Here is a 20,892-nt window from a genome sequence, read left to right on the forward strand (position 1 = left end):
GAGTCGTCCCTTGAGTCTGTTTCATTCCCACGATCATCACGACCATGCAGGTCACGACCACGGCCATGGCGGGCATCATCATGGTCATCACCACCACGGCGAAGCGGCAGGCCCGGCGGGTTTTCCGTGGCGTCGTGCAGCGCTGGCGGCGGTGCTGATCGCATTCGCGGTGGCCGCAGCGAGCCTGGTTCAAGTGCGCTCCGGCGAGGCGACCGTGATCACTCGCTTCGGCAATCCCGCCCGCGTGCTGCTCGACCCCGGCCTGAGCTGGCGTTGGCCTGCGCCGTTCGAGGCGGCCATTCCCGTGGACCTGCGATTGCGCACCACCTCAAGCGGTCTGCAGGATGTCGGCACTCGCGATGGCCTGCGCATCATCGTCCAGGCCTACGTTGCCTGGCAGGTGCAGGGCGATCCTGACAACGTGAAGCGCTTCATGCGCGCCGTGCAGAACCAGCCTGACGAAGCGGCGCGGCAGATCCGTACCTTCGTCGGGTCAGCGCTGGAGACCACGGCCGCCAGCTTCGACTTGTCGAGCCTGATCAACACCGACGCCAATCAGGTGCGCATCGCCGACTTCGAGAATCAGCTGCGTCAGCAGATCGACAAGCAATTGCTGACCACTTATGGGGTGCGCGTCCTGCAAGTGGGTATCGAGCGTCTGACGCTGCCCTCGGTGACCCTCAACGCGACCGTCGACCGGATGCGCGCCGAGCGCGAAACCATCGCCACCGAACGCACGGCCATCGGCAAGCGCGAAGCGGCGCAAATCCGCTCCGCCGCCGAACGCGACGCGCGCATCGTCGAAGCGGACGCCACAGTCAAGGCCGCCGATATCGAAGCGCAGTCCCGTGTCGAAGCCGCCCTGATCTACGGCCGCGCGTACGCCAGCTCCCCGCAGCTGTACAACCTGCTGCGCTCGCTGGACACCCTGGGTACGGTTGTCGGCCCGACCACCAAGTTGATTCTGCGCACCGATGCCGCGCCGTTCCGCGTGCTGGTGGATGGCCCTCCGAGCCTGGATGCTAAGCAGGACGGCAAGGCTGGAACGCTGCCATGAGTGAACAGGACTCGATACCGATCGAGCGCCCGGCAGTCAACAGCCCTTGGCTGCAGGCCAGCCGCCTGGCCTTCCTTGGGTTGTACGTGGTGACATTGCTGGCGGCCGTCGGCTGGGCGGTGTCCAACGTGCGGCAGATCGATCCGCAGAACCGCGCTGTGGTGTTCCGTTTCGGCGAGCTGGATCGCGTACAGAACGCCGGTTTATTGCTGGCCTGGCCGCAGCCGTTCGAACAGGTGGTGCTGCTGCCTTCGGCGGATCGCGTGATCGAGCGTCACGTGGAAACGTTGTTGCGCTCGCCAACTGCACTGGCCGCAGACAAGGTCACCAGCTTCGCCACGCCGATGAGCGATGCCTTGGCGGGCTCGGGCTACCTGCTGACCGGCGATGCCGGGGTCGTACAGCTGGATGTGACGGCGTACTACAAGGTCACCGATCCGCGTGAGTTCGTGCTGCAAGGCGAGCATGTACTGCCGGCGCTGGATCGGCTGGTCAATCGCAGCGCGGTCAGCCTGACGGCGGCGCGGGACCTGGACACCATTCTCGTAGCACGGCCTGAGCTGGTCGGCTCCGACAGCCAATCCGCCGAGCGCCGCGAACGTCTGCGCGGCGACCTGGTGCAGGGCATCAACAAGCGTCTCGAAGAATTGACCCACACCGGCGCAGGACTCGGCGTCGAGGTAGTACGGGTGGACGTGCAGTCCAGTCTGCCTGCCGCTGCGGTCAATGCTTTCAACGCCGTTCTGACCGCCAGCCAACAGGCCGATCAGGCGGTGGCCAATGCGCGCACCGACGCAGAAAAACAGAACCAGACCGCCAATCAACAGGCCGATCGCACCCTCCAAGTCGCCCATGCCCAAGCGTCCGAACGATTGGCCAAGGCGCAGACTGACACCGCTGCCGTAACGGGGTTGGCGCAATCAATTCAGAACCAGAGCGACCCCGGCCTGTTGCTGCGCATCTACCGCGAGCGCGTGCCTGGAATTCTCAAGCAGGCCGGGTCGGTGACGACGGTCGATCCCCATGACGATTCACGCCTGATCATTCAGGGGGCTGACAAATGAGTGGCGAAGCTGCACACACCCATGACCACGGCCACGCCGACGCTCCAGCGCCGGGCAGCATGCTGACCAGCAGTGAACAGCGCCGCGCCGCGCGGCAACTGACACTGGCGATGCTCGCATTGGGGCTGTTGGCGCTGGGGCTGGTCTGGCGTTTCTTTGCGCCTGAGCAGGTGGGCGTCAGCCAGTTGTTGTTGGGCGCAGCGTCCTTGCTGGTGGCGATTCCCGTGGTCAGCGCTGGCTGGCACAGCCTGCGTTACCCGAGTCTGCACGGCATCACCGATCAACTGATCGCGCTGGCGATGCTCGGCGCCTGGGCAACAGGCGATCTGATGACCGCCGCCTTGCTGCCGATCATCATGATCTTCGGGCATGTGCTGGAAGAGCGCAGCGTCATTGGCTCACAGGAAGCGATTCAGGCGCTGGGCAAACTGACTCGCAGCCATGCGCGGTTGATCGCGGCCGATGGCTCGATCCGCGAAGTGGATAACGGTTCGCTGGTGGCCGGCGATCGTGTCGAAGTCCGCGCCGGTGACCGGGTACCTGCCGATGGTCTGGTGATGTCTGGTCAAGCCAGTCTCGACACCGCACCGATCACAGGCGAGTCGGTACCGCTGGAGGCGCGTGCGGGCATGGAAGTGTTTGGCGGCGCGATCAACCTTGATGGTCTGTTGCGTATTGAAGTGACACGCATCGGTAACGAGTCGACGCTGGGCAACGTCATCGCGCTGATGCAAAACGCTGAACGCTCAAAGCCGCCGATCACCCGCGTGCTTGAACGCTACGCGGGCAGCTACATGGTCTTGGTGTTGTTAATCGCAGCTGTCACTTGGTTCATCACCAACAATGCTCAGGCGATGCTCGCGGTATTGGTGGCCGCCTGTCCTTGTGCGTTGGTGCTGTCGGCGCCTGCCACAGCGATTGCGGGGATCGCCGTCGCTGCACGCCACGGCATCCTGATTCGCAGCTCGGCGTTTCTCGAAGAGCTGGCCGACCTCACCTCGCTGGTGGTCGACAAGACCGGTACCCTGACCTACGGCAGCCTGCGCCTGCAATCAGTGCAGGCAGACGAGGGCGCTGACGATGACGTGATCGCGCTGGCCGCCAGCTTGGGTTCTGCCAGCAGCCACCCGGTCAGCCGCGCGCTGGCCGGGCTGGTGGACAAGGGTGATCTGCTGGCGCTGGAAGACATTCGCGAGCGTCAGGGCCTGGGTGTCGTCGCGCAGACGGTTCGTGGCGAAGCGGCGCTGGGTCGCCCGGAGCTGTTCGCGCAGCTGGGCATCGAGACCTCGCCAGTGCCCAACCACGATGGCCCGATTGCCGGGCTGGCGGTCGATGGCGTCTTCCTCGCCTGGCTCTTGCTGGCGGACAGCCTCAAGCCGGAAGCACGTCAGGCATTGAGCGAACTGCGCGATCTGGGCATGGGCCGCCAATTGCTGTTGACCGGTGACCGTCAGAGCGTCGCTGACAGCCTCGGGCATGAGGTGGGCATCAGCGACATCCATGCGCAGGCGTTGCCCGAAGACAAACTCAATCGGGTGATGGGCGAGATCAAGAACGGCTTCCGGCCAATGGTCGTGGGCGACGGCATCAACGATTCGCTGGCGCTGAAGGCCGGCGTGGTTGGGGTCGCGATGGGGGCGGGCGGGGCGGACATCGCACTGGCCTCTTCCGATATTGTGCTGATTGGCAGCGATCTGCGTCGTCTGGGCACCTGCGTGCGCCTGAGCCGTCAATGTCGCTCGACACTTCAGGTCAACGTGATCATTGGCCTGGGCTGGACTCTGGCGATTGTCGCCTTGGCGGCATTTGGCGTGCTTGGCGCCGCGGGTGCGATGATCGCCGCCGTGTTGCACAACCTCAGTACGCTTCTGGTGTTGGGCAATGCGGGGCGTTTGCTGCGCTTCCACGAGCCGATCGCAAAATTTCACAATCGGTCCTAACTCTTTGAATTCGGCGCTTTCTCTGAGAGTGCCGGGTTAGAGGCCTGCGCTAAGTATAAAAATTTGCTTGAGCTTTGAAGCACTCTGTAACAAATTACGGGAAGTCATGAAGAGGGTGCTCCATCGCAGGCTTCACATTGGCTCGTTCCTGGGCGCAACCCGGTAGTAGGTTCGTCGTCGTAATTCACAAAAGCCGATAGCCTGACGGTTCCTACGCTGGAGCCGGTTTTGGACTACCCTTTTCCGTGTTCCTGGATCAGGGGGTTTTCTCAATGTTCGCGCAACTTCCACCGGCGTTACAGAAGCTTCACTTACCACTGCGACTTAAGCTCTGGGATGGCAATGAGGTCGAGCTGGGGGCTGACCCCAGCGTCACGATTGTCGTCAAGGATCCCTCGCTGGTGTCCGATTTCACGCACCCAAGTCTCGATCTGCTGGGCAGCGCCTTTGTCGAGGGCCGTCTGGAGCTTGAGGGCTCGATCAGCGAAGTCATGCGCGTCTGCGACGAATTGACGGCAGCGCTGGTGGACGAGGATGACGATGTCGTCCCGGTCCGCACGGAACACGACAAGGAAACCGACGCCAAGTCGATCTCTTACCATTACGACCTTTCCAACGATTTCTACCAGCTGTGGCTGGACAAGGAGATGGTCTACTCATGCGCCTATTTCAAGACCGGCAATGAAACGCTGGAGCAGGCGCAGCAGGATAAATTTCATCACCTATGCCGCAAGCTGCGCCTCAAGCCTGGCGAATACCTGCTCGACGTCGGTTGTGGTTGGGGAGGCCTGTCACGCTTTGCGGCTCGCGAGTATGGGGTGAAGGTGTTCGGTATCACCTTGAGCCGCGAGCAACTGGCGCTGGCGCAGGAGCGGGTCAAGGCCGAGGGCCTGGAAGATCAGGTCGAACTGCAACTGCTCGATTATCGCGACCTGCCCCAGGATGGCCGGTTCGACAAGGTGGTGAGTGTCGGCATGTTTGAACACGTCGGCCATGCCAACCTCGACCTCTACGCCAAGTGCCTGTTCGGCGCGGTGAAGGAGGGCGGGCTGGTGATGAACCATGGCATCACTGCCAAGCACACGGATGGTCGTCCGGTAGGGCGCGGCGCTGGTGATTTCATCGACCGCTATGTGTTTCCCAATGGCGAGTTGCCGCATCTGGCAATGATCAGCGGGTTCATCAGTGAGGCCGGGCTGGAAGTGGTCGACGTGGAAAGCCTGCGGCTGCACTACGCCAAGACCCTGGATCACTGGAGCGCCCGGCTTGAGCAGAAGCTGGACGTAGCGGCAGCGATGGTCCCTGAGCAGGCGTTGCGCATCTTCCGCCTTTATCTGGCGGGCTGTGCATATGCGTTCTCCAAGGGCTGGATCAACCTGCATCAGATTCTTGCGGTAAAACCCCATGCCGATGGCAGCCATGACTTGCCGCTGACGCGGGATGATTTGTACGTCTGAGACGGCCTGTAGGAGCGCTTGCCCGCGATTGCGATTGACCTGACGCCACTGCGTGCCTGGACTGACGCATTCGCCGACAAGCGCGCCGACAACATGACGCCTTCAAAGAATCGGGGAGATCAACCGCGCCACGCGCATCCCCAGCTGCTGCAAATGATGGGTCTCCTTGCTTTCCTCAATGCTGATCTCGTGGGCCTGCGCGAAGTCATCGCTGAGCATCGCTTCAACCTCTCGAGCGAAGTTCTCATCCACCGTCAGCAGCATCAGTTCGAAATTCAAGCGGAACGAGCGGTTGTCCAGGTTGGCGCTGCCTATCGCTGAAATTTCGTTATCCACCAGTACCACTTTCTGATGCAGGAACCCCGGCTTGTAGCGGAACATCCGCACCCCGGCGCGCACTGCCTCGAACGCGAACAGGCTGGACGCGGCATACACCGTGTAGTGATCAGGCCGCGACGGCAGCAGCAGTCGAACATCGACGCCGCGCAATACGGCCAGACGTAACGCCGCAGACACCGGTTCATCGGGGATGAAGTAAGGCGTGGTGATCCACACGCGTTCGGTCGCGGCGTGAATCGCTTCGACGAAGAACAGCGAGCAGGTTTCCTGTGGGTCAGCAGGGCCGCTTGCCAGCAGCTGACAGAGCACGCCATCTTCCGGGTAGCTGTCGGGCAGGATCAGTGGCGGTAATTCGCGGGTCGCCCAGAACCAGTCCTCGGCAAACGACTCCTGCAAGCACGCCACCACTGGGCCGACGATTGCCACGTGGGTATCGCGCCACGGGGCCAGTGGAGGCTTGAGCCCCAGATACTCGTCGCCAACGTTGTGCCCGCCCACAAAGCCTTTCACTCCGTCCACTACCACGATCTTGCGATGGTTGCGGAAGTTGACCTGAAAGCGATTGAGCCAGCCTCCCCGGGTAGCGAATGCCTTGATCTGTACGCCCCCCGCGCGCAGCTTCTCCACATAGCTTGTGGGCAGCGAGTGACTGCCAATGCGGTCGTACAGCACGAAAATCTCAACGCCCTCGGCAGCCTTTTCCAGCAGCAGCGACTGCAACCTTCGGCCCAGCCCATCATCATGAATGATGAAAAATTGCACGAACACCACACGTTTCGCTGCGCGAATGGCGTCAAAAATCGCGGTGAATGTCGCGTCGCCGTTGATCAGCAACCTCACTTCGTTGTTCGCCAGGCACGGCATCCGCCCGAGCTTGGGCATGGCTCGCAGAGATTCATAGGCATCAGAGCGACGCGCCGCTACAGCTTCCTCGATCCAGGGCTTCCAGTTGAAGTCAGCAATTGCATTGCGCATCTCGCTGTTGGCCTGACGGCGGGCTTTGATGTAAGCATCGAAGGTGCTGCGGCCAAAAACCAGATACGGGATGAGGGTGATGTACGGGATGAAAATCAGCGGCATTGCCCACGCAATCGAGCCTTGTGCGGTGCGCACGGTCAGCAGCGCATGAATCGCTGCTACGATGCCGAGCAGATGCGTGAAGCCAATCAAATAGCCGAAGAAATACGGGCTGTGGTAATCCATGCGCAACCTTGTGCTAGAGGCGTATTGGTGTCTAAAAGACCACAGCGCGCAGCGATTGTCGCTATTTTCTTATGGGTGCAACTGCTTATTGCATTCATCGTCTAAGCGTCATCGTCTATCGGCAACCAAGACGGGCACGCCGTCATCAGGCCGCGATCAAACTGCCCCATAGTAAAAAGGAAATCAGGTTCATGAAAAAGCGCGTATTGGCGTTGATGGTTTGTCTGGCTGCGCCCTTCGCTCAAGCGCAAGTGCTGCAACCCGGCTTGTGGGAGCTGACCTCCAGCAACATGCAGGTCGATGGCCAGCAGATGCCGGACATGCAGGTCATGCTCGCCCAGCTACAAATGATGGCCCCGCAGCAACGCGCGGCGATGGAACAAATGCTGGCAAAACAAGGGATTACCCTGGGCGGCCAGGGTGTGCGGGTATGTCTGACGCCCGATCAGGTGAAGAATGAACAGATTCCGCTGACCGATCCCAAGACAGGCTGCACCCAGCAAATCACCGATCGTAACGGCGCGACGTGGAAATTCAAGTTCAGCTGCCCGCGCGCGCAAGGCACCGGCACCGCGCAGTTCCTGAGTGATCGGGCGTTCAATACCCATGTGATCGGCTCGTTCAACGCCACTGGCCAGCAGCAGAATGGCAGCATGGACACCAAGGCAGTCTGGCTTGGTCAGAACTGCGGGAACGTCAAACCACGAACCTGAGCCACTGTTTGTCCGAACGCCCCGCTAGTCGGGGCGTTTTCATTTCCTGGGTAATGAATGCATACGTGTTCCACGTGGAACATCTTCTTGTTTCACATGAGTTTCTTAACCTTACCTGTTGTTTTACGACATAAAGTTTCACGCGTTCCTATCAAAAGCTTCATCTTCAGCGCTTGAACGGCATGTTATATAGTTACTAATAATGTCATGCCTATCCAAGCCAGGATGCTCAACTTTATTCGGACCGTGTCATGCACCGACGTCAAATGCTGCTTAATATGCTTTTGGCCAGCGCCGCCTTCGCGCTCCCTTTCTCTGTCAACGCCACTCAGATTCGTAACGCTCGGCTATGGCGTTCCGAAAACAAGCTGCGGCTGGTCTTCGACCTAAGTGGCCCGGTGCAGTACAAGACTTTCACCTTGAGCGCACCTGAACGCATCATCATCGACGTCAGCGGCGCCCGGCTGGAAGGAAATTTCACGCAGCTGGCCCTGGAAAACACGCCCATCAAGGCCATTCGTTCCGGGCACTTTGGGCAGGGCGATACCCGCATCGTGCTGGACCTTGCATCGCCCCTGCAGCTCAACAGCTTTCTGTTAGGTCCGGAGGGCTCGCAGGGTAATCGCCTGGTGCTGGACCTGGCACATGACGTTGCGCCACATGTGCCCGTGCAACTGGCCGCGGCACCTGGCGCACTAATGAAAGAACCACCCGCGCCTGCGCTCGAGAAGACTCACTTCAAACGCGACATCATGGTGGTGGTGGACGCTGGTCATGGCGGCAAGGACCCCGGCGCGATTGGCTCCAAGGGCGAGCGCGAGAAAGACGTGGTGCTGTCCATCGCGCAGTTGCTGGCCAAACGGTTGAAGCGCGAGAAGGGCTTCGATGTGCGTCTGGTGCGTAACGACGACTTCTTCGTGCCGCTGCGCAAGCGCGTCGATATCGCTCGCAAATACAACGCCGACATGTTCATTTCGGTTCACGCCGATGCCGCGCCAAGGCTGACGGCGTCCGGCGCTTCGGTCTTTGCGTTGTCGGAAAACGGCGCGACGTCGGCGACTGCCCGCTTCATGGCGCAGCGTGAAAATGGCGCCGACCTGATCGGCGCCACGAGCTTGCTCAACCTCAAGGACAAAGACCCAATGCTGGCTGGCGTGATCCTCGATATGTCGATGAACGCAACCATTGCGGCGAGTCTGCAACTGGGGCACACCGTGCTCGGCAGTCTGGAAGGCGTCACCACACTGCATCAGAAGCGCGTGGAACAGGCAGGATTCGCCGTTCTGAAGTCGCCGGATGTGCCGTCGATTCTGGTCGAGACCGGCTTCATCTCCAACAGCCGCGACAGCCAGCGACTGGTCACTGCGCGTCATCAGCAGGCCGTCGCAGACGGGCTGTTCGACGGGATGAAACAGTACTTCGAGCGCAATCCGCCTGCGGGTTCGTTCATTGCGTGGCGGCAGGAGCAGAAAGCAGCGGAGCAGGCGGTCGTTTGACTGAATACACGAGTCTTTGTAGGCGCGCGCTTGCCCGCGAAAGCGCGAAAGACAGGTACACCCGATACCGATTTGTCGGTTGTACCCGTGTCATCGCGGGCAAGCGCGCTCTTACGGGAACGACCACGTGCTGCCTAATCGCGAGAACCTGCGCTGCGCTCCAAAGGCTTCTGCCGGTTCGCGAGGAGGCTGACCGAGGATCTGGATAAATGCCTGCTGCCCAACGAAGAGACGGCGATCGGGGTCAGGGGCGCCCAAGGTGTCTGACCCATTTCACTGCACCTTCCACGCACCCTTGCTTTGCTGCTCGCAAAATGGCTTGAGAAACGCCGCATCGCTGGCCACGCCGTAATAGTGAATGTTCTGCCGATAAGGCATATTGGCGACTTGCGCGTTGCTGCACTGGCCGAACGAGCCGGTAGGGCACTGATCCACGTAGGTCACTTCGACCTTCTGGTCCTTGAGCTGGGGTTTGCAGAAGCCGTCGTGGAACAGGTCGGGCGGGATGGTGAGATTTTCCTGACAGACCTTCACGTCAAGCCGCTCGGCATGGCTGTGAACCACACAGGACTCGGCCCACGCCGGGTTTGACGCGACTGCACACAGTACCGACGCCAGCCCCGCGGGCAACCAGATTGCTCGCATTGATTACCTCCGTCTGCGCTCGTTTTCAGGAGCGCCATTGAAGAATGGCCGGATATGCTGCAGAACATTCCCACCCATGTCATTGCTGGCCCTTTGGGCGCCGGCAAGACCAGCCTGATCAAACATTTGCTGTCGCAGAAACCGGCGAATGAACGCTGGGCGATTCTGATCAACGAGTTCGGTCAGATCGGCCTGGATGCGGCGCTGCTCAGCACAGCCGAGGATGGTATCGCACTTGGCGAAGTGGCTGGGGGTTGCCTGTGCTGCGTCAACGAGGCGCCTTTTCAGATTGGCTTGGGACGTCTGCTGCGTAAGGCAAAACCGGATCGATTGTTCATCGAACCCTCCGGCCTAGGCCACCCGGTACAATTATTGGCGCAGCTGCGCGAGGCGCCGTGGGTTGGCGTGCTCGCGGTTCAGCCCAGCGTGATCGTGCTTGACGCACAGGCCCTCGCCGCTGGTAAACCCCTGCCGCATACCCAGCAGCAGGCAGCGCTTGAAGCCGGTTTGCTGGTACTGAATAAGTCCCAAGGGCTGGATGAGGTGACGCGGCAGTCGATCGTCGCAGCGCTGCCTGAACGGGCGCTGTGCTGGACTGAGTTGGGCGCATTAGCGCTTGACCAACTGCCGGGCGTCGGTGCGCGGGGGAGCGAGGCTGTCGATAACTTCGTCGCGCCCAAGACATTGGCTCAGCTTCCCGCGATATGGGCCGATCCGCTCACTCCAATCTGCTTGAGCCAAGGACAAACTGAGGGCTGGAGCATCGGTTGGCGTTGGCACCCAGATCGGGTATTCGACATACCGAAAATCCAGGAATGGCTGCAAGGTCTTGGCTGGCGACGGGCGAAGCTGGTTATCCACAGCAAATCTGGCTGGGTCTCGGGCAATGCCCTGGATGGCGGTGAAATAGCTTGGACACCGAGCGAATGGCGCAAGGATTCGCGTCTGGAACTGATTTTTGCCGAGCCTCAGAATGAGGCTCTATTGGGCGCGCAGCTTGCGGCTTGTCTGGTCTAGAGCACGTTATCCACAGCCGATCACTGCTTCCACTTGTTGTGTTCCTGACGCCATTCGTTGAGCTGGATGATCTCGGCAGTCGGCTTGGGATTCTTGATTTCGAACGGGTAAGGCGCGAGTTCGATTTGCGCCGTGTGAGCGCCGAACATGGTGATGGTGCCGGGATGACGCTGCTCGCCGGTTACGGTGAATTCGAAGTGGTAGACACGGGCCAGACGCTTGCGTCCTTCGCTGTCACGCTTGAACGTGATACGGCGCAAAGCGACATTGCCGTCGAGCAATTCGATATCGAGTTTGGCGCAGTGCTGTTTGACGCGCTCCAGCGCTCGCTCACGTAGACCATGGGAATGCCACAGCCAAGCGCCAGCGGTCGCCAGCAGCATCAGGACGAATATATTGCCCAGGGTCAGCATGAAAAGAGAGCTCCAACAGAAGATGTCCAGCTTAACTGCGTCAGGTCACCGACAGCCATAGTCCGGTCGTTTAATTTCGCTTCACTTCGTCCGGCTTCGCCACTACTGTGCTTTCCCGGCTTCAGGAACCTGTCATGAAACGTTCGCCTCATTTACTCGCAATCCAGTCCCACGTGGTCTTCGGGCACGCTGGCAACAGCGCGGCCGTGTTCCCTATGCAGCGTATCGGCATCAATGTCTGGCCGCTGAATACCGTTCAGTTCTCAAATCACACTCAGTATGGACACTGGGCGGGCGAAGTGCTGGCGCCGCCGCAGATTCCGGCGCTGGTGGAGGGGATTGCTGCGATTGGTGAATTGGGCAATTGCGATGCGGTTCTGTCGGGTTATCTGGGCAACGCCGCGCAAGGGCGGGCGATTTTGACGGCAGTCGCGCAAATCAAGCGCGCCAACCCTCGTGCGCTGTATTTGTGCGACCCGGTGATGGGGCATCCGGAAAAAGGCTGCATTGTGCCGCAGGAGGTCAGTGATTTTCTGCTGGACGAAGCAGCGGCCGTGGCGGATTTCCTGTGCCCCAATCAGCTGGAGCTGGACAGTTTCTCGGGGCGTAAGCCAAGTTCGCTGCTCGATTGCCTGGCCATGGCCCGCGCGCTGCTGGCCAGAGGCCCCAAGGCAATCATCGTCAAGCATCTGGACTATCCTGGCAAACCCGCCGATGGCTTCGAGATGCTGTTGGTGACTGAGCACGAAAGCTGGCACCTGCGCCGTCCTCTGTTGGCCTTCCCGCGTCAGCCGGTCGGTGTGGGCGACCTGACATCCGGGTTGTTCTTGTCGAAGGTGTTGCTCGGCGAGGATCTGCGCAGCGCCTTCGAGTTCACGGCCTCGGCGGTGCACGAAGTGTTACTCGAGACCCAGGCGTGCGGCAGTTACGAGCTGGAGCTGGTCAGGTCGCAGGACCGGATCGCGCATCCGCGGGTGAAGTTCGAGGCGGTTCGGCTAGGCGGTTGATCCCTTATAGGAGCTAGCAAGCCGGCTCCTATAGTCGAGCGAAAATGCTCAGGCGCGCTGGCGTAAGAATCAAACCCCATCTTCACGAATTTCGCGGTAACGCTTTTCCAGTTCTTGGCGAATCTGGCGGCGCTGCTGCGCCTGCACATAGCGACGCTTGTCTTCACTGCTTTGCGGGCTCAGCGGCGGTACGCTGGCCGGTTTGCGCTGATCGTCCACCGCCACCATGGTGAAGAAGCAGCTGTTGGTGTGACGCACCGAGCGCTCACGGATGTTTTCGGTCACCACCTTGATGCCAACCTCCATCGATGTATTGCCGGTGTAGTTCACCGACGCCAGGAACGTCACCAGCTCGCCAACATGGATCGGCTCGCGGAAGATCACCTGGTCAACCGATAGCGTCACTACATAACGCCCGGCGTAACGGCTCGCGCAGGCGTAGGCGACTTCATCCAGGTATTTAAGAAGGGTGCCGCCGTGCACGTTGCCAGAAAAGTTGGCCATGTCCGGGGTCATCAATACAGTCATCGACAGCTGGGCGTTTCCGGGTTCCATAGCGTGCTCACGGTCTGGTAGGTCAATTTGGCACCTCGATCGGGTGCTCGAGTGTAGTTCGGCAATAAAACCAACAATATCGGGACGCTGGCAGTCGGGCAGCCGTCACGCGTGACTTCGATCTGTTTCCATATATTGCACTGGCTTTATCCGCTTTTGTGCAGTGTTAACCTGCGAAAGCCCTTGGATGGGTTATTTCCTGCGTTCCGCTCAGAAAATTCCGGCTCAAATGGCGATCTTTCCCACGGCAGCCGTTTCTCTTTCAGCATGAACGCGTTTCGTTGAGTGGTCACAAGGAGCCGCGCCATGCATGCCATCAGTTTCATTCAGGATCTGGCAGTCATCATGCTGGTGGCGGGCGTGGTCACCGTCCTGTTTCACCAACTCAAACAACCGGTCGTGCTCGGCTATATCGCCGCCGGATTCATCATCGGCCCGCATACTCCGCCGTTCGGCCTGATTCACGATGAAGACACCATCAAGACGCTGGCCGAGCTGGGCGTAATCTTCCTGATGTTCTGCCTGGGGCTGGAGTTCAGCCTGCGCAAGCTGTTCAAGGTGGGCGCCACGGCCTTCATCGCGGCGTTCCTCGAAATCATGCTGATGATCTGGATCGGCTACGAAATCGGCCAGTTCTTCGGCTGGAGCACCATGGATTCGCTCTTTCTGGGCGCAATCCTGGCAATTTCTTCCACCACCATCATCGTCAAGGCGCTCAACGACCTGAAGATGAAAAACCAACGCTTCGCCCAGTTGATCTTCGGCGTGCTGATCGTCGAAGACATTCTCGGCATCGGCATCATCGCGCTGTTGTCCGGCATTGCCGTCAGCGGCACGGTGAGTTCTGGCGAAGTGTTTTCCACAGTGGGTAAGTTGTCGCTGTTCATGATCGTCGCGCTGGTGATCGGCATTCTGCTGGTGCCGCGTTTGCTGGCTTACGTGGCGAAATTCGAAAGCAACGAGGTCTTGCTCATCACCGTACTCGGCCTGTGCTTCGGCTTTTGCCTGCTGGTCGTCAAACTGGAATACAGCATGGTGCTGGGCGCGTTCCTGATCGGTGCGATTATGGCCGAATCGAAGCAACTGGCGAAGATAGAGCACCTGATTGAGCCCATACGCGACTTGTTTAGCGCTATCTTCTTTGTCGCCATCGGCTTGCTGATCGACCCGCGGATCCTGCTCGATTACGCTTGGCCTATCGCGGTGATCACGGTGGCGGTGGTGCTGGGCAAGATGCTGTCCTGCGGCCTGGGAGCCTTTATAGCAGGCAATGATGGCAAGACCTCTTTGCGCGTCGGTATGGGGCTGTCACAGATTGGGGAGTTTTCCTTCATCATCGCCGCGCTCGGGATGACACTGCAGGTCACCAGCGACTTCCTTTATCCCGTCGCCGTGGCGGTTTCGGCGATCACGACGCTGCTGACGCCCTATCTGATTCGCGCAGCTGATCCGCTTTCTCACTCACTCGCCAGGTTTGTGCCTACGCGTATGGCTCGGCTTTTGGGCATGTATGGGGAATGGCTGCGTAGCATTCAGCCACAAGGGCAAGGCGCGTTACTGGCGTCGATGATTCGCAAGATCCTGCTGCAGGTGAGCGTGAATCTTGCGCTAGTCGTGGCGATTTTCTTTTGCGGCGCATATTTCGCCGAACGTATCGGTGACTATTTCAGCGAATGGGTCGCTGAGGTAGGGCAGCAGAAGGCATGGATCTGGGGCGCTTCCCTGCTGCTGTCGCTGCCTTTTTTGATCGCCGCGTATCGCAAGCTCAAGGCACTGTCGATGCTATTGGCGGAAATGGGTGTCAAGCCGGAAATGGCAGGGCGACACACTCAGCGCGTACGCCGGGTGATCGCCGAAGTGATCCCGCTGTTGTCGCTGATGGTGATCTTCCTGCTGATCGCACTGTTGTCGGCAAGCATGCTGCCGACCCACGAGTGGCTGCTGCTGATTGTGCTGGTCGCGGCGGTGGTGGCTGCGGTGCTATGGCGCTGGTTTATCCGCGTACACACACGCATGCAGATCGCGCTGCTGGAAACACTGGAAAATCATCAGGAGCCTTCTGAACATTGATCTGCGAAGGCTCCGCAAGGGATATCTCAGCTTTCAAGCCAGACATCCCGCGCCCAGTGCCAGACCGATTCCCAACTTTCTTCGGTGACGAGTTCTTCTTCGCCGGACCACAGCACCACGGTGCCGTCTTCTTCGACGCAGTAGTAGTCCTCGCCGTCCTGGCAGATCGGGATCAGCTCACGCGGAACGCCGATGTCCCACGCGTTCGCCGCCACGTCCGGCAGATAGGTGTGCGATTGCGGATCGGTGACAGTCACCGGCTCCAGGCTGCCATAAACCACGTCGCTGACGGTCAGCAGAAATTCTTTGAAGACATAAGGAATGTTGATGAACAGTTGCTCTTCGATTTCGACGAGCTGGTCTTCATCCGGCAGGTCAAGCGGGACAGGAACGGGCTCATTGGCTTCACGGAGTTGTTCGATGACTTCTTCCACGACGTGGATCCTCTAACGATTTGCGCGGGTTATACAGTAGCTCAAAGGCATCACCAAATTAACTGCGAGACTCAAAAAACAAAACCCCGGAGCAGGTCCGGGGTTTTGACTAGAGCAGTGGCGCAGAGTTTCAGCCGTTCTGGCGAATACCTGCCACCAGCCAAGGCTGGTTTTCGCCAGGCGCGCGTTCCATGTTCCAGCTTTCGCTGAACACTTCACCCTGATCGAAGCGCGACGTTTTTGATACGCCAGCAAAGGTCAGGGTCGCGATGGTCTTGTCGGCGCGATCGTCCAGGCCGTCCAGTTGCACGGTAAGGTTGTCGATGTAGGTCGACTGGAAACCATCACCCAGATCAGCACGTTCCTTTTTCAGGAACTGCAGCATTTGCGGGGTCACGAACTCGGCGATCTTGTCCATTTCGTTCGCGTCCCAATGCTGCTGCAGCGACTGGAAGTGCGTACGGGCGGCTTCAAGGAAGCGGTCTTCGTTGAACCAGGCAGGAGCGTTGATCACCGGTCGAGCGGCTGCAGCAGGCGCCGAGCCACCGAAGATCGAATTCTGAGCCGGTTGCTCGAAGGTTTCACGCTGGTAAGGCGCGCCAGCTGGCGCCATGTGCGGCTGCTGCTTGCGGCGACGGGCCGCGATGAAGCGAAAGATCACGAAGGCGATGACCGCCATGATCAGAATGTCGAAGAACTGCATGCCCTGGAAACCGCCGCCCATGAACATGGAGGCCAGCAAGCCACCGGCAGCGATACCGGCCAATGGGCCCAGCCATTTGGACGCACCGCCTGCAGCAGGCGCCGGACGACCGGCGGCATTAGGTGCAGCGGCTGGAGCGGAAGGGGCTGTCTGACGCGCCTGGTGACTTGGCGCCGAGCCAAAGCTCTTGCCACCACCGAAGCGCGCGGCGTTGGCATCCAGGCTCATGGTGAGCCCGATGACCAGCGCCAGAGCGATGCTTAGAAAACGTTGCATATTGGGAATTCCCGTTTGTGGATTGCACGCGCGCCATATTGAACAGGACAAATGTGTCTGACCAGCGGCCAAATGTTTCTGGCTTTTGCGTGGATCTTCACAGGGCCTGTAATACTTGGGTCGTAGGCCGGTGAAGAAAGTTCTGTAGGAAAGATGGGGGCCAGATGTAGGAATGCAAGTGGAACCAGGTTAATAGCCCCCGTAGGAGCGCGCTTGCCCCGCGATTGGGGTGTGTCAGTCACCAAATTTTAATCTGACGCCGCCATTTCGGGCAAGCGCGCTGCTGCAGGGTAAATCGATCAGACTGGCTCCAGCTTCGCGTATCCCAGCATCAACCACTTGCTGCCCTCGGAGAAGTTCACCTGAACCCGGGCCTGGGCACCTGAGCCCTCGAAGTTGAGAATCACGCCTTCGCCGAACACCGCATGCTGCACGCGCTGGCCCAGCGAGAACTGGCTCTGCGGGATGCCTTCGCCGTCGAACAGCCGGCTCGGCGCCATGGTCTTGGAACCGCCAAAAGGCCGCGTGACGCTGTTGGAAAGCCGTACTTCCTGAATCAGATTCGGCGGCACTTCACGTACGAAACGCGACACCTTGTTGTAGGTCTCGCTGCCGTACAGACGTCGGGTTTCGGCATAAGTCAGCACCAGATGCTGCATCGCGCGAGTGATCCCGACGTAAGCCAGACGACGTTCCTCTTCCAGACGTCCCGGTTCTTCCAGGCTCATCTTGTGCGGGAACAGGCCTTCTTCCATGCCGACCAGGAACACGTACGGGAACTCCAGACCCTTGGCGCTGTGCAGCGTCATTAGCTGGATGCTGTCCTCGTGCTCATCGGCCTGGGTGTCGCCCGCTTCCAGCGAGGCGTGCCCGAGGAATGCCGCCAGCGGCGTCAGGTCTTCCTCTTCTTCGCTGTTTTCGAACGCGCGAGCGGCACTGACCAGTTCCTCGAGGTTTTCTACCCGTGCCTGGCCTTTCTCGCCTTTTTCTTCCTGGTGATAAGTGATCAGCCCGGATTGCTCGATGACCGTTTGGGTCATCAGATGCAGCGGCATCTCCATGACTTTGGCCGAGAGGTTTTCGATCAGCTCGATGAAGCCGCCCAAGGCACTGGCGGCGCGACCGGTCACGCCTTTGTTGGCCACCAGCAAACGCATGGATTCCCACATCGACACGTCGGCATGACGCGCATGTTCGCGGATCGCTTCGACGGTTTTCTCGCCGATTCCACGAGGCGGCACGTTGATCACGCGCTCCAATGCCGAGTCATTGCCCCGGCCTTCCAGAACCCGTAGATAGGCCATGGCGTTCTTGATTTCGGCGCGCTCGAAGAAGCGCTGGCCGCCGTAGATGCGGTACGGAATGCGTTCGCGCAGCAAGGCCTCTTCCAGCACTCGCGATTGGGCGTTGGACCGATAAAGAATGGCGATATCGCTGCGTGACATACCGGTCTTGATTGCGCTTTCGATGGTTTCGACCACGTAGCGTGCTTCGTCGTGTTCGTTGAAGGCGGCGTACAAGCTGATCAGTTCGCCATCGCCGACATCGGTCCACAGCTCTTTGCCCAAACGCCCGCTGTTGTTGACGATCAGGCCGTTAGCGGCTTTCAGGATGCTGGCAGTGGAGCGGTAGTTCTGCTCCAGGCGGATGGTCTCGGTGTCCGGGAAGTCATCGGAATACTGGTGAATGTTCTCGATCTTCGCGCCGCGCCAGCCGTAAATCGATTGGTCGTCGTCGCCGACCACCATCAGGCTTTCACCGCCCTTTGCCAGCAGGCGCAACCAGGCGTACTGCACGGCGTTGGTGTCCTGAAACTCGTCCACCAGCACATGGCGGAAGCGGCGCTGGTAATGCTCAAGCAGGCTCGGATTGTCGCGCCAGAGGTCCAGCGCGCGCAGCAGCAACTCGGAGAAGTCGATCACGCTGGCTCGCTGACACGCCGCCTCGTAAGCCTCGTAGATTGCTTTCATGGTGCTCAGGAACAGATCGCCCGCGGCCTGGATATGCTTGGGCCGCAGGCCTTCGTCCTTCTGCCCGTTGATGAACCACTGCGCTTGACGCGCTGGCCATTTCTGTTCATCGAGGCCCATCTCGCGGATCACCCGCTTGACCAAGCGTTGCTGGTCATCGCTGTCGAGAATCTGGAAATTCTGGTTGAGCCCGGCTTCCTGCCAATGCGCGCGCAGCAAGCGGTGCGCCAGGCCGTGGAAGGTGCCGACCCACATGCCCGCCGGGTTGATACCCATCAGTTGTTCGATGCGGTGGCGCATCTCGGCGGCAGCCTTGTTGGTGAACGTCACCGACAGGATCGAGTGCGGCGACGCGTTCTCGACCTGGATCAACCAGGCGATACGGTGCACGAGCACACGGGTTTTACCGGAACCAGCGCCGGCCAGAACCAACTGACGACCCACGGAAGCGGCTACCGCCTGGCGTTGGGCATCGTTGAGGGAATTAAGCAGAAGGGAGAGATCATCGCGCATCGGCGCATTCTAGGGTGCCGAGGGATGGTGGGCAAACTCTAACGCTGGTCGGTCGCGAATATGGCGCGCTTCGCGAGGAAATGAGACGAAGATCCCGCCTTGACGAGCTGCGTTGCGAAAACGGTGCCGTCGATTAAAGAGAACTCGCTCCACGGCTTGAATATTCGATTGTTGAAGCTGCGCGATGGAGAGGTCCTGCGCGATATAGAAAGCATCTCCTGGAGTCCTGTGTGAAAAGTCCTACACTTGATGACGACCCGTCATTCAGGGCTTTTCGGTTCCTATCTTCGAACTCGTTTAGCTGTGCGGTTTGCAGGTCATGTAGTATAACTACAAAAAAGCTACAGCCCGGCCCATCCTTTCTATTGAGTCCTGTCCTTTGAATCTGTTGCAGCACATCGCCCAGTCTCGCCATCTCTTGCGTAAGTCGGAGCTCAAGGTCGCCGACCATGTGCTGCTTGATCCTGCGGCCGTGATGCACAGTTCCATGGCGGATCTCGCCCATAGTGTGGGCATCAGCGAGCCGACCATCGTGCGCTTCTGTCGCGCCATCGGTTGCACCGGTTTTCAGGATCTCAAGCTCAAGCTGGCACAGAGCCTCGCTGCCGGCGCGAGCTTTGGGCAGTTCGCGATTCACGAGGACGACTCGGTCGCGGACTACAGCCTGAAAATCTTCGATACCACGCTACATACGCTCATGGAGGTGCGGGAAAAGCTCGATCCCCACGCGCTACAAGCGGCCGTGACGGTGATGGCGGCGGCCCATCGCGTGGAGTTCTACGGTTTTGGTGCCTCGGGCGCTGTCGCGGCGGATGCGCAGCACAAGTTTTTTCGCCTGCTGCTAACCGCAGCGTCGTACTCCGACCCGCACATGCAGGCGATGTCGGCCGTCACGCTCAAGCCCACCGACGTCGCGGTGTGCATCTCGCAATCCGGGCGTTCGAAGGATCTGCTGATCACCGCCAACCTTGTGCGAGAGAGCGGCGCCAACCTGATCACTTTGTGCCCCAGCCAGACGCCATTGGCCGAGCTGTCGACGGTAAACCTGGCCATCGACGTGCACGAAGACACCGAGATCTATACCCCACTGACCTCGCGCATCGCCCATCTGGTGGTGATCGACGTGTTGGCAATGGGCGTGGCGATGGCCCGTGGCCCGAGTCTGGTCAATCACCTCAAGAGCGTGAAGCGCAGCTTGCGCAGCCTCCGTCTGTCGCCGAAATCGATCAAGTCCGCTGAGGATTGAGACTCGCTGCCACGTGAAGGCTATGCGCCGTACCTGTGGGAGTGAGCTTTGCTCACGAATGCTGACTTTCAAGCGCTAGAAATGCTTCGCCTGAACTTGCTATTCGTGAGCAAGCTCACTCCCACAGGTTTTTAATAAATCTACGTTCGCAATCTTCACCAAGCAGCCTGCGTCTGTCACCGAGGTCAATCAAGTCGGCTGAGGATTGAGACTCGCTGCCATGTGAAGGCTATGCGCCGTACCTGTGGGAGTGAGCTTGCTCACGAATGTTGACTTTCAAGCGCTAGAAATACTTCGCCTGGACTTGCTATTCGTGAGCAAGCTCACTCCCACAGTTTTAATAAATCTACACTCACAATCGTCACCAAGCAGCCTGCGTCTGTCACCGAAGTCGATCAAGTCCGCTGAGGATTGAGACTCGCTGCCATGTGAAGGCTATGCGCCGTACCTGTGGGAGTGAGCTTGCTCACGAATGCTGACTTTCAAGCGCTAGAAATGCTTCGCCTGGACTTGCCCTATTCGTGAGCAAGCTCACTCCCACAGTTTTAATAAATCTGCACTCACAATCGTCACCAAGCAGCCTGCGTCTGTCGCCGAAATCGATCAAGTCCGCTGAGGATTGAGACTCGCTGCCATGTGAAGGCTATGCGCCGTACCTTTGGGAGTGAGCTTGCTCACGAATGCTGACTTTCAAGCGCTAGGTTTTGTACGAAAAGTCGGTGCGGGTAGATTGCCGCCATGATTGGCTGGAGGCCCGCATGGCAAAGCGTTACG

The 20,892-nt window shown here is 59.5% G+C and carries 17 protein-coding genes; 10 read left to right on the forward strand and 7 right to left on the reverse strand.

Going from position 1 to position 20,892, the window contains the following annotated elements; genetic code table 11:
• The first annotated feature begins 10 nt into the window (after positions 1–10).
• From hflC to cfaB, 4 genes are all read left to right on the forward strand, one after another.
• Positions 11–1,057, forward strand: coding sequence for a protease modulator HflC (gene hflC, locus CE491_RS06840; RefSeq protein ID WP_110947594.1), 1,047 nt, complete (start codon positions 11–13; stop codon positions 1,055–1,057).
• A complete protein-coding gene (locus CE491_RS06845; protein WP_110947595.1) occupies positions 1,054–2,121 on the forward strand; it encodes an SPFH domain-containing protein in 1,068 nt (355 codons plus the stop codon). The genes hflC and CE491_RS06845 overlap by 4 nt, the downstream gene beginning before the upstream one ends.
• On the forward strand, positions 2,118–4,061 hold the full coding sequence (locus CE491_RS06850) for a cation-translocating P-type ATPase (protein WP_110947596.1): 1,944 nt from the start codon (positions 2,118–2,120) through the stop codon (positions 4,059–4,061). Before CE491_RS06845 ends, CE491_RS06850 begins: the two co-directional genes overlap by 4 nt.
• Positions 4,062–4,333: 272 nt before the next feature.
• On the forward strand, positions 4,334–5,518 hold the full coding sequence (gene cfaB, locus CE491_RS06855; RefSeq protein WP_110947597.1) for a C17 cyclopropane fatty acid synthase CfaB: 1,185 nt from the start codon (positions 4,334–4,336) through the stop codon (positions 5,516–5,518).
• 102 nt (positions 5,519–5,620) lie between these two features.
• Here cfaB and cls read toward each other — a convergent pair whose 3' ends face one another.
• Entirely contained in the window at positions 5,621–7,060 is a 1,440-nt protein-coding gene (gene cls / locus CE491_RS06860; RefSeq protein WP_110947598.1) for a cardiolipin synthase, read from the reverse strand.
• Positions 7,061–7,251: 191 nt separating this feature from the next.
• Between cls and CE491_RS06865 the strand changes: the two genes are divergently transcribed.
• Together CE491_RS06865 and CE491_RS06870 are read left to right on the forward strand one after the other, a co-directional pair.
• Positions 7,252–7,773 carry a DUF3617 domain-containing protein gene (locus CE491_RS06865; protein ID WP_110947599.1) on the forward strand — a complete coding sequence of 174 codons (522 nt, stop codon included), beginning with the start codon at positions 7,252–7,254 and terminating at the stop codon, positions 7,771–7,773.
• A 251-nt stretch (positions 7,774–8,024) separates the two neighbouring features.
• Positions 8,025–9,269 (forward strand): N-acetylmuramoyl-L-alanine amidase, encoded by a 1,245-nt coding sequence (locus CE491_RS06870; protein WP_110947600.1) that lies wholly within the window; start codon positions 8,025–8,027, stop codon positions 9,267–9,269.
• A gap of 273 nt (positions 9,270–9,542) precedes the next feature.
• Here CE491_RS06870 and CE491_RS06875 read toward each other — a convergent pair whose 3' ends face one another.
• Positions 9,543–9,914, reverse strand: coding sequence for an NADH:ubiquinone oxidoreductase (locus CE491_RS06875; RefSeq protein ID WP_110947601.1), 372 nt, complete (start codon positions 9,912–9,914; stop codon positions 9,543–9,545).
• A 54-nt stretch (positions 9,915–9,968) separates the two neighbouring features.
• On the opposite strand from CE491_RS06875, the gene CE491_RS06880 reads away from it, so the two are divergent.
• Complete coding sequence (locus CE491_RS06880) at positions 9,969–10,931, forward strand: CobW family GTP-binding protein (RefSeq protein ID WP_110947602.1); 963 nt, start codon at positions 9,969–9,971, stop codon at positions 10,929–10,931.
• Positions 10,932–10,951: 20 nt separating this feature from the next.
• On the opposite strand, the gene CE491_RS06885 is transcribed toward CE491_RS06880, so the two are convergent.
• Positions 10,952–11,344, reverse strand: coding sequence for a DUF3301 domain-containing protein (locus CE491_RS06885; RefSeq protein WP_110947603.1), 393 nt, complete (start codon positions 11,342–11,344; stop codon positions 10,952–10,954).
• A 134-nt stretch (positions 11,345–11,478) separates the two neighbouring features.
• Here CE491_RS06885 and pdxY point away from each other — a divergent pair, with 134 nt between their 5' ends.
• Entirely contained in the window at positions 11,479–12,351 is an 873-nt protein-coding gene (pdxY, locus tag CE491_RS06890) for a pyridoxal kinase PdxY (protein ID WP_110947604.1), read from the forward strand.
• A gap of 69 nt (positions 12,352–12,420) precedes the next feature.
• Here the strand turns inward: pdxY and CE491_RS06895 are convergent, their stop codons facing one another.
• A complete protein-coding gene (locus tag CE491_RS06895; RefSeq protein WP_110947605.1) occupies positions 12,421–12,906 on the reverse strand; it encodes an acyl-CoA thioesterase in 486 nt (161 codons plus the stop codon).
• 306 nt (positions 12,907–13,212) lie between these two features.
• Here CE491_RS06895 and CE491_RS06900 point away from each other — a divergent pair, with 306 nt between their 5' ends.
• A complete protein-coding gene (locus tag CE491_RS06900; RefSeq protein WP_110947606.1) occupies positions 13,213–14,976 on the forward strand; it encodes a cation:proton antiporter in 1,764 nt (587 codons plus the stop codon).
• Positions 14,977–15,002: 26 nt separating this feature from the next.
• Here CE491_RS06900 and CE491_RS06905 read toward each other — a convergent pair whose 3' ends face one another.
• From CE491_RS06905 to uvrD, 3 genes are all read right to left on the reverse strand, one after another.
• Positions 15,003–15,410 (reverse strand): SMI1/KNR4 family protein, encoded by a 408-nt coding sequence (locus CE491_RS06905; protein WP_110947607.1) that lies wholly within the window; start codon positions 15,408–15,410, stop codon positions 15,003–15,005.
• 130 nt (positions 15,411–15,540) lie between these two features.
• A complete protein-coding gene (locus CE491_RS06910) occupies positions 15,541–16,389 on the reverse strand; it encodes a Tim44 domain-containing protein (RefSeq protein ID WP_110947608.1) in 849 nt (282 codons plus the stop codon).
• Between the two features lie 299 nt (positions 16,390–16,688).
• Positions 16,689–18,872 carry a DNA helicase II gene (gene uvrD / locus CE491_RS06915; RefSeq protein ID WP_110947609.1) on the reverse strand — a complete coding sequence of 728 codons (2,184 nt, stop codon included), beginning with the start codon at positions 18,870–18,872 and terminating at the stop codon, positions 16,689–16,691.
• 379 nt (positions 18,873–19,251) lie between these two features.
• On the opposite strand from uvrD, the gene hexR reads away from it, so the two are divergent.
• Complete coding sequence (gene hexR / locus CE491_RS06920; RefSeq protein ID WP_074754821.1) at positions 19,252–20,118, forward strand: transcriptional regulator HexR; 867 nt, start codon at positions 19,252–19,254, stop codon at positions 20,116–20,118.
• Positions 20,119–20,892: the final 774 nt, after the last annotated feature.

Source organism: Pseudomonas bohemica (genome assembly GCF_002934685.1).
In the GTDB taxonomy this organism is placed as follows: domain Bacteria; phylum Pseudomonadota; class Gammaproteobacteria; order Pseudomonadales; family Pseudomonadaceae; genus Aquipseudomonas; species Aquipseudomonas bohemica.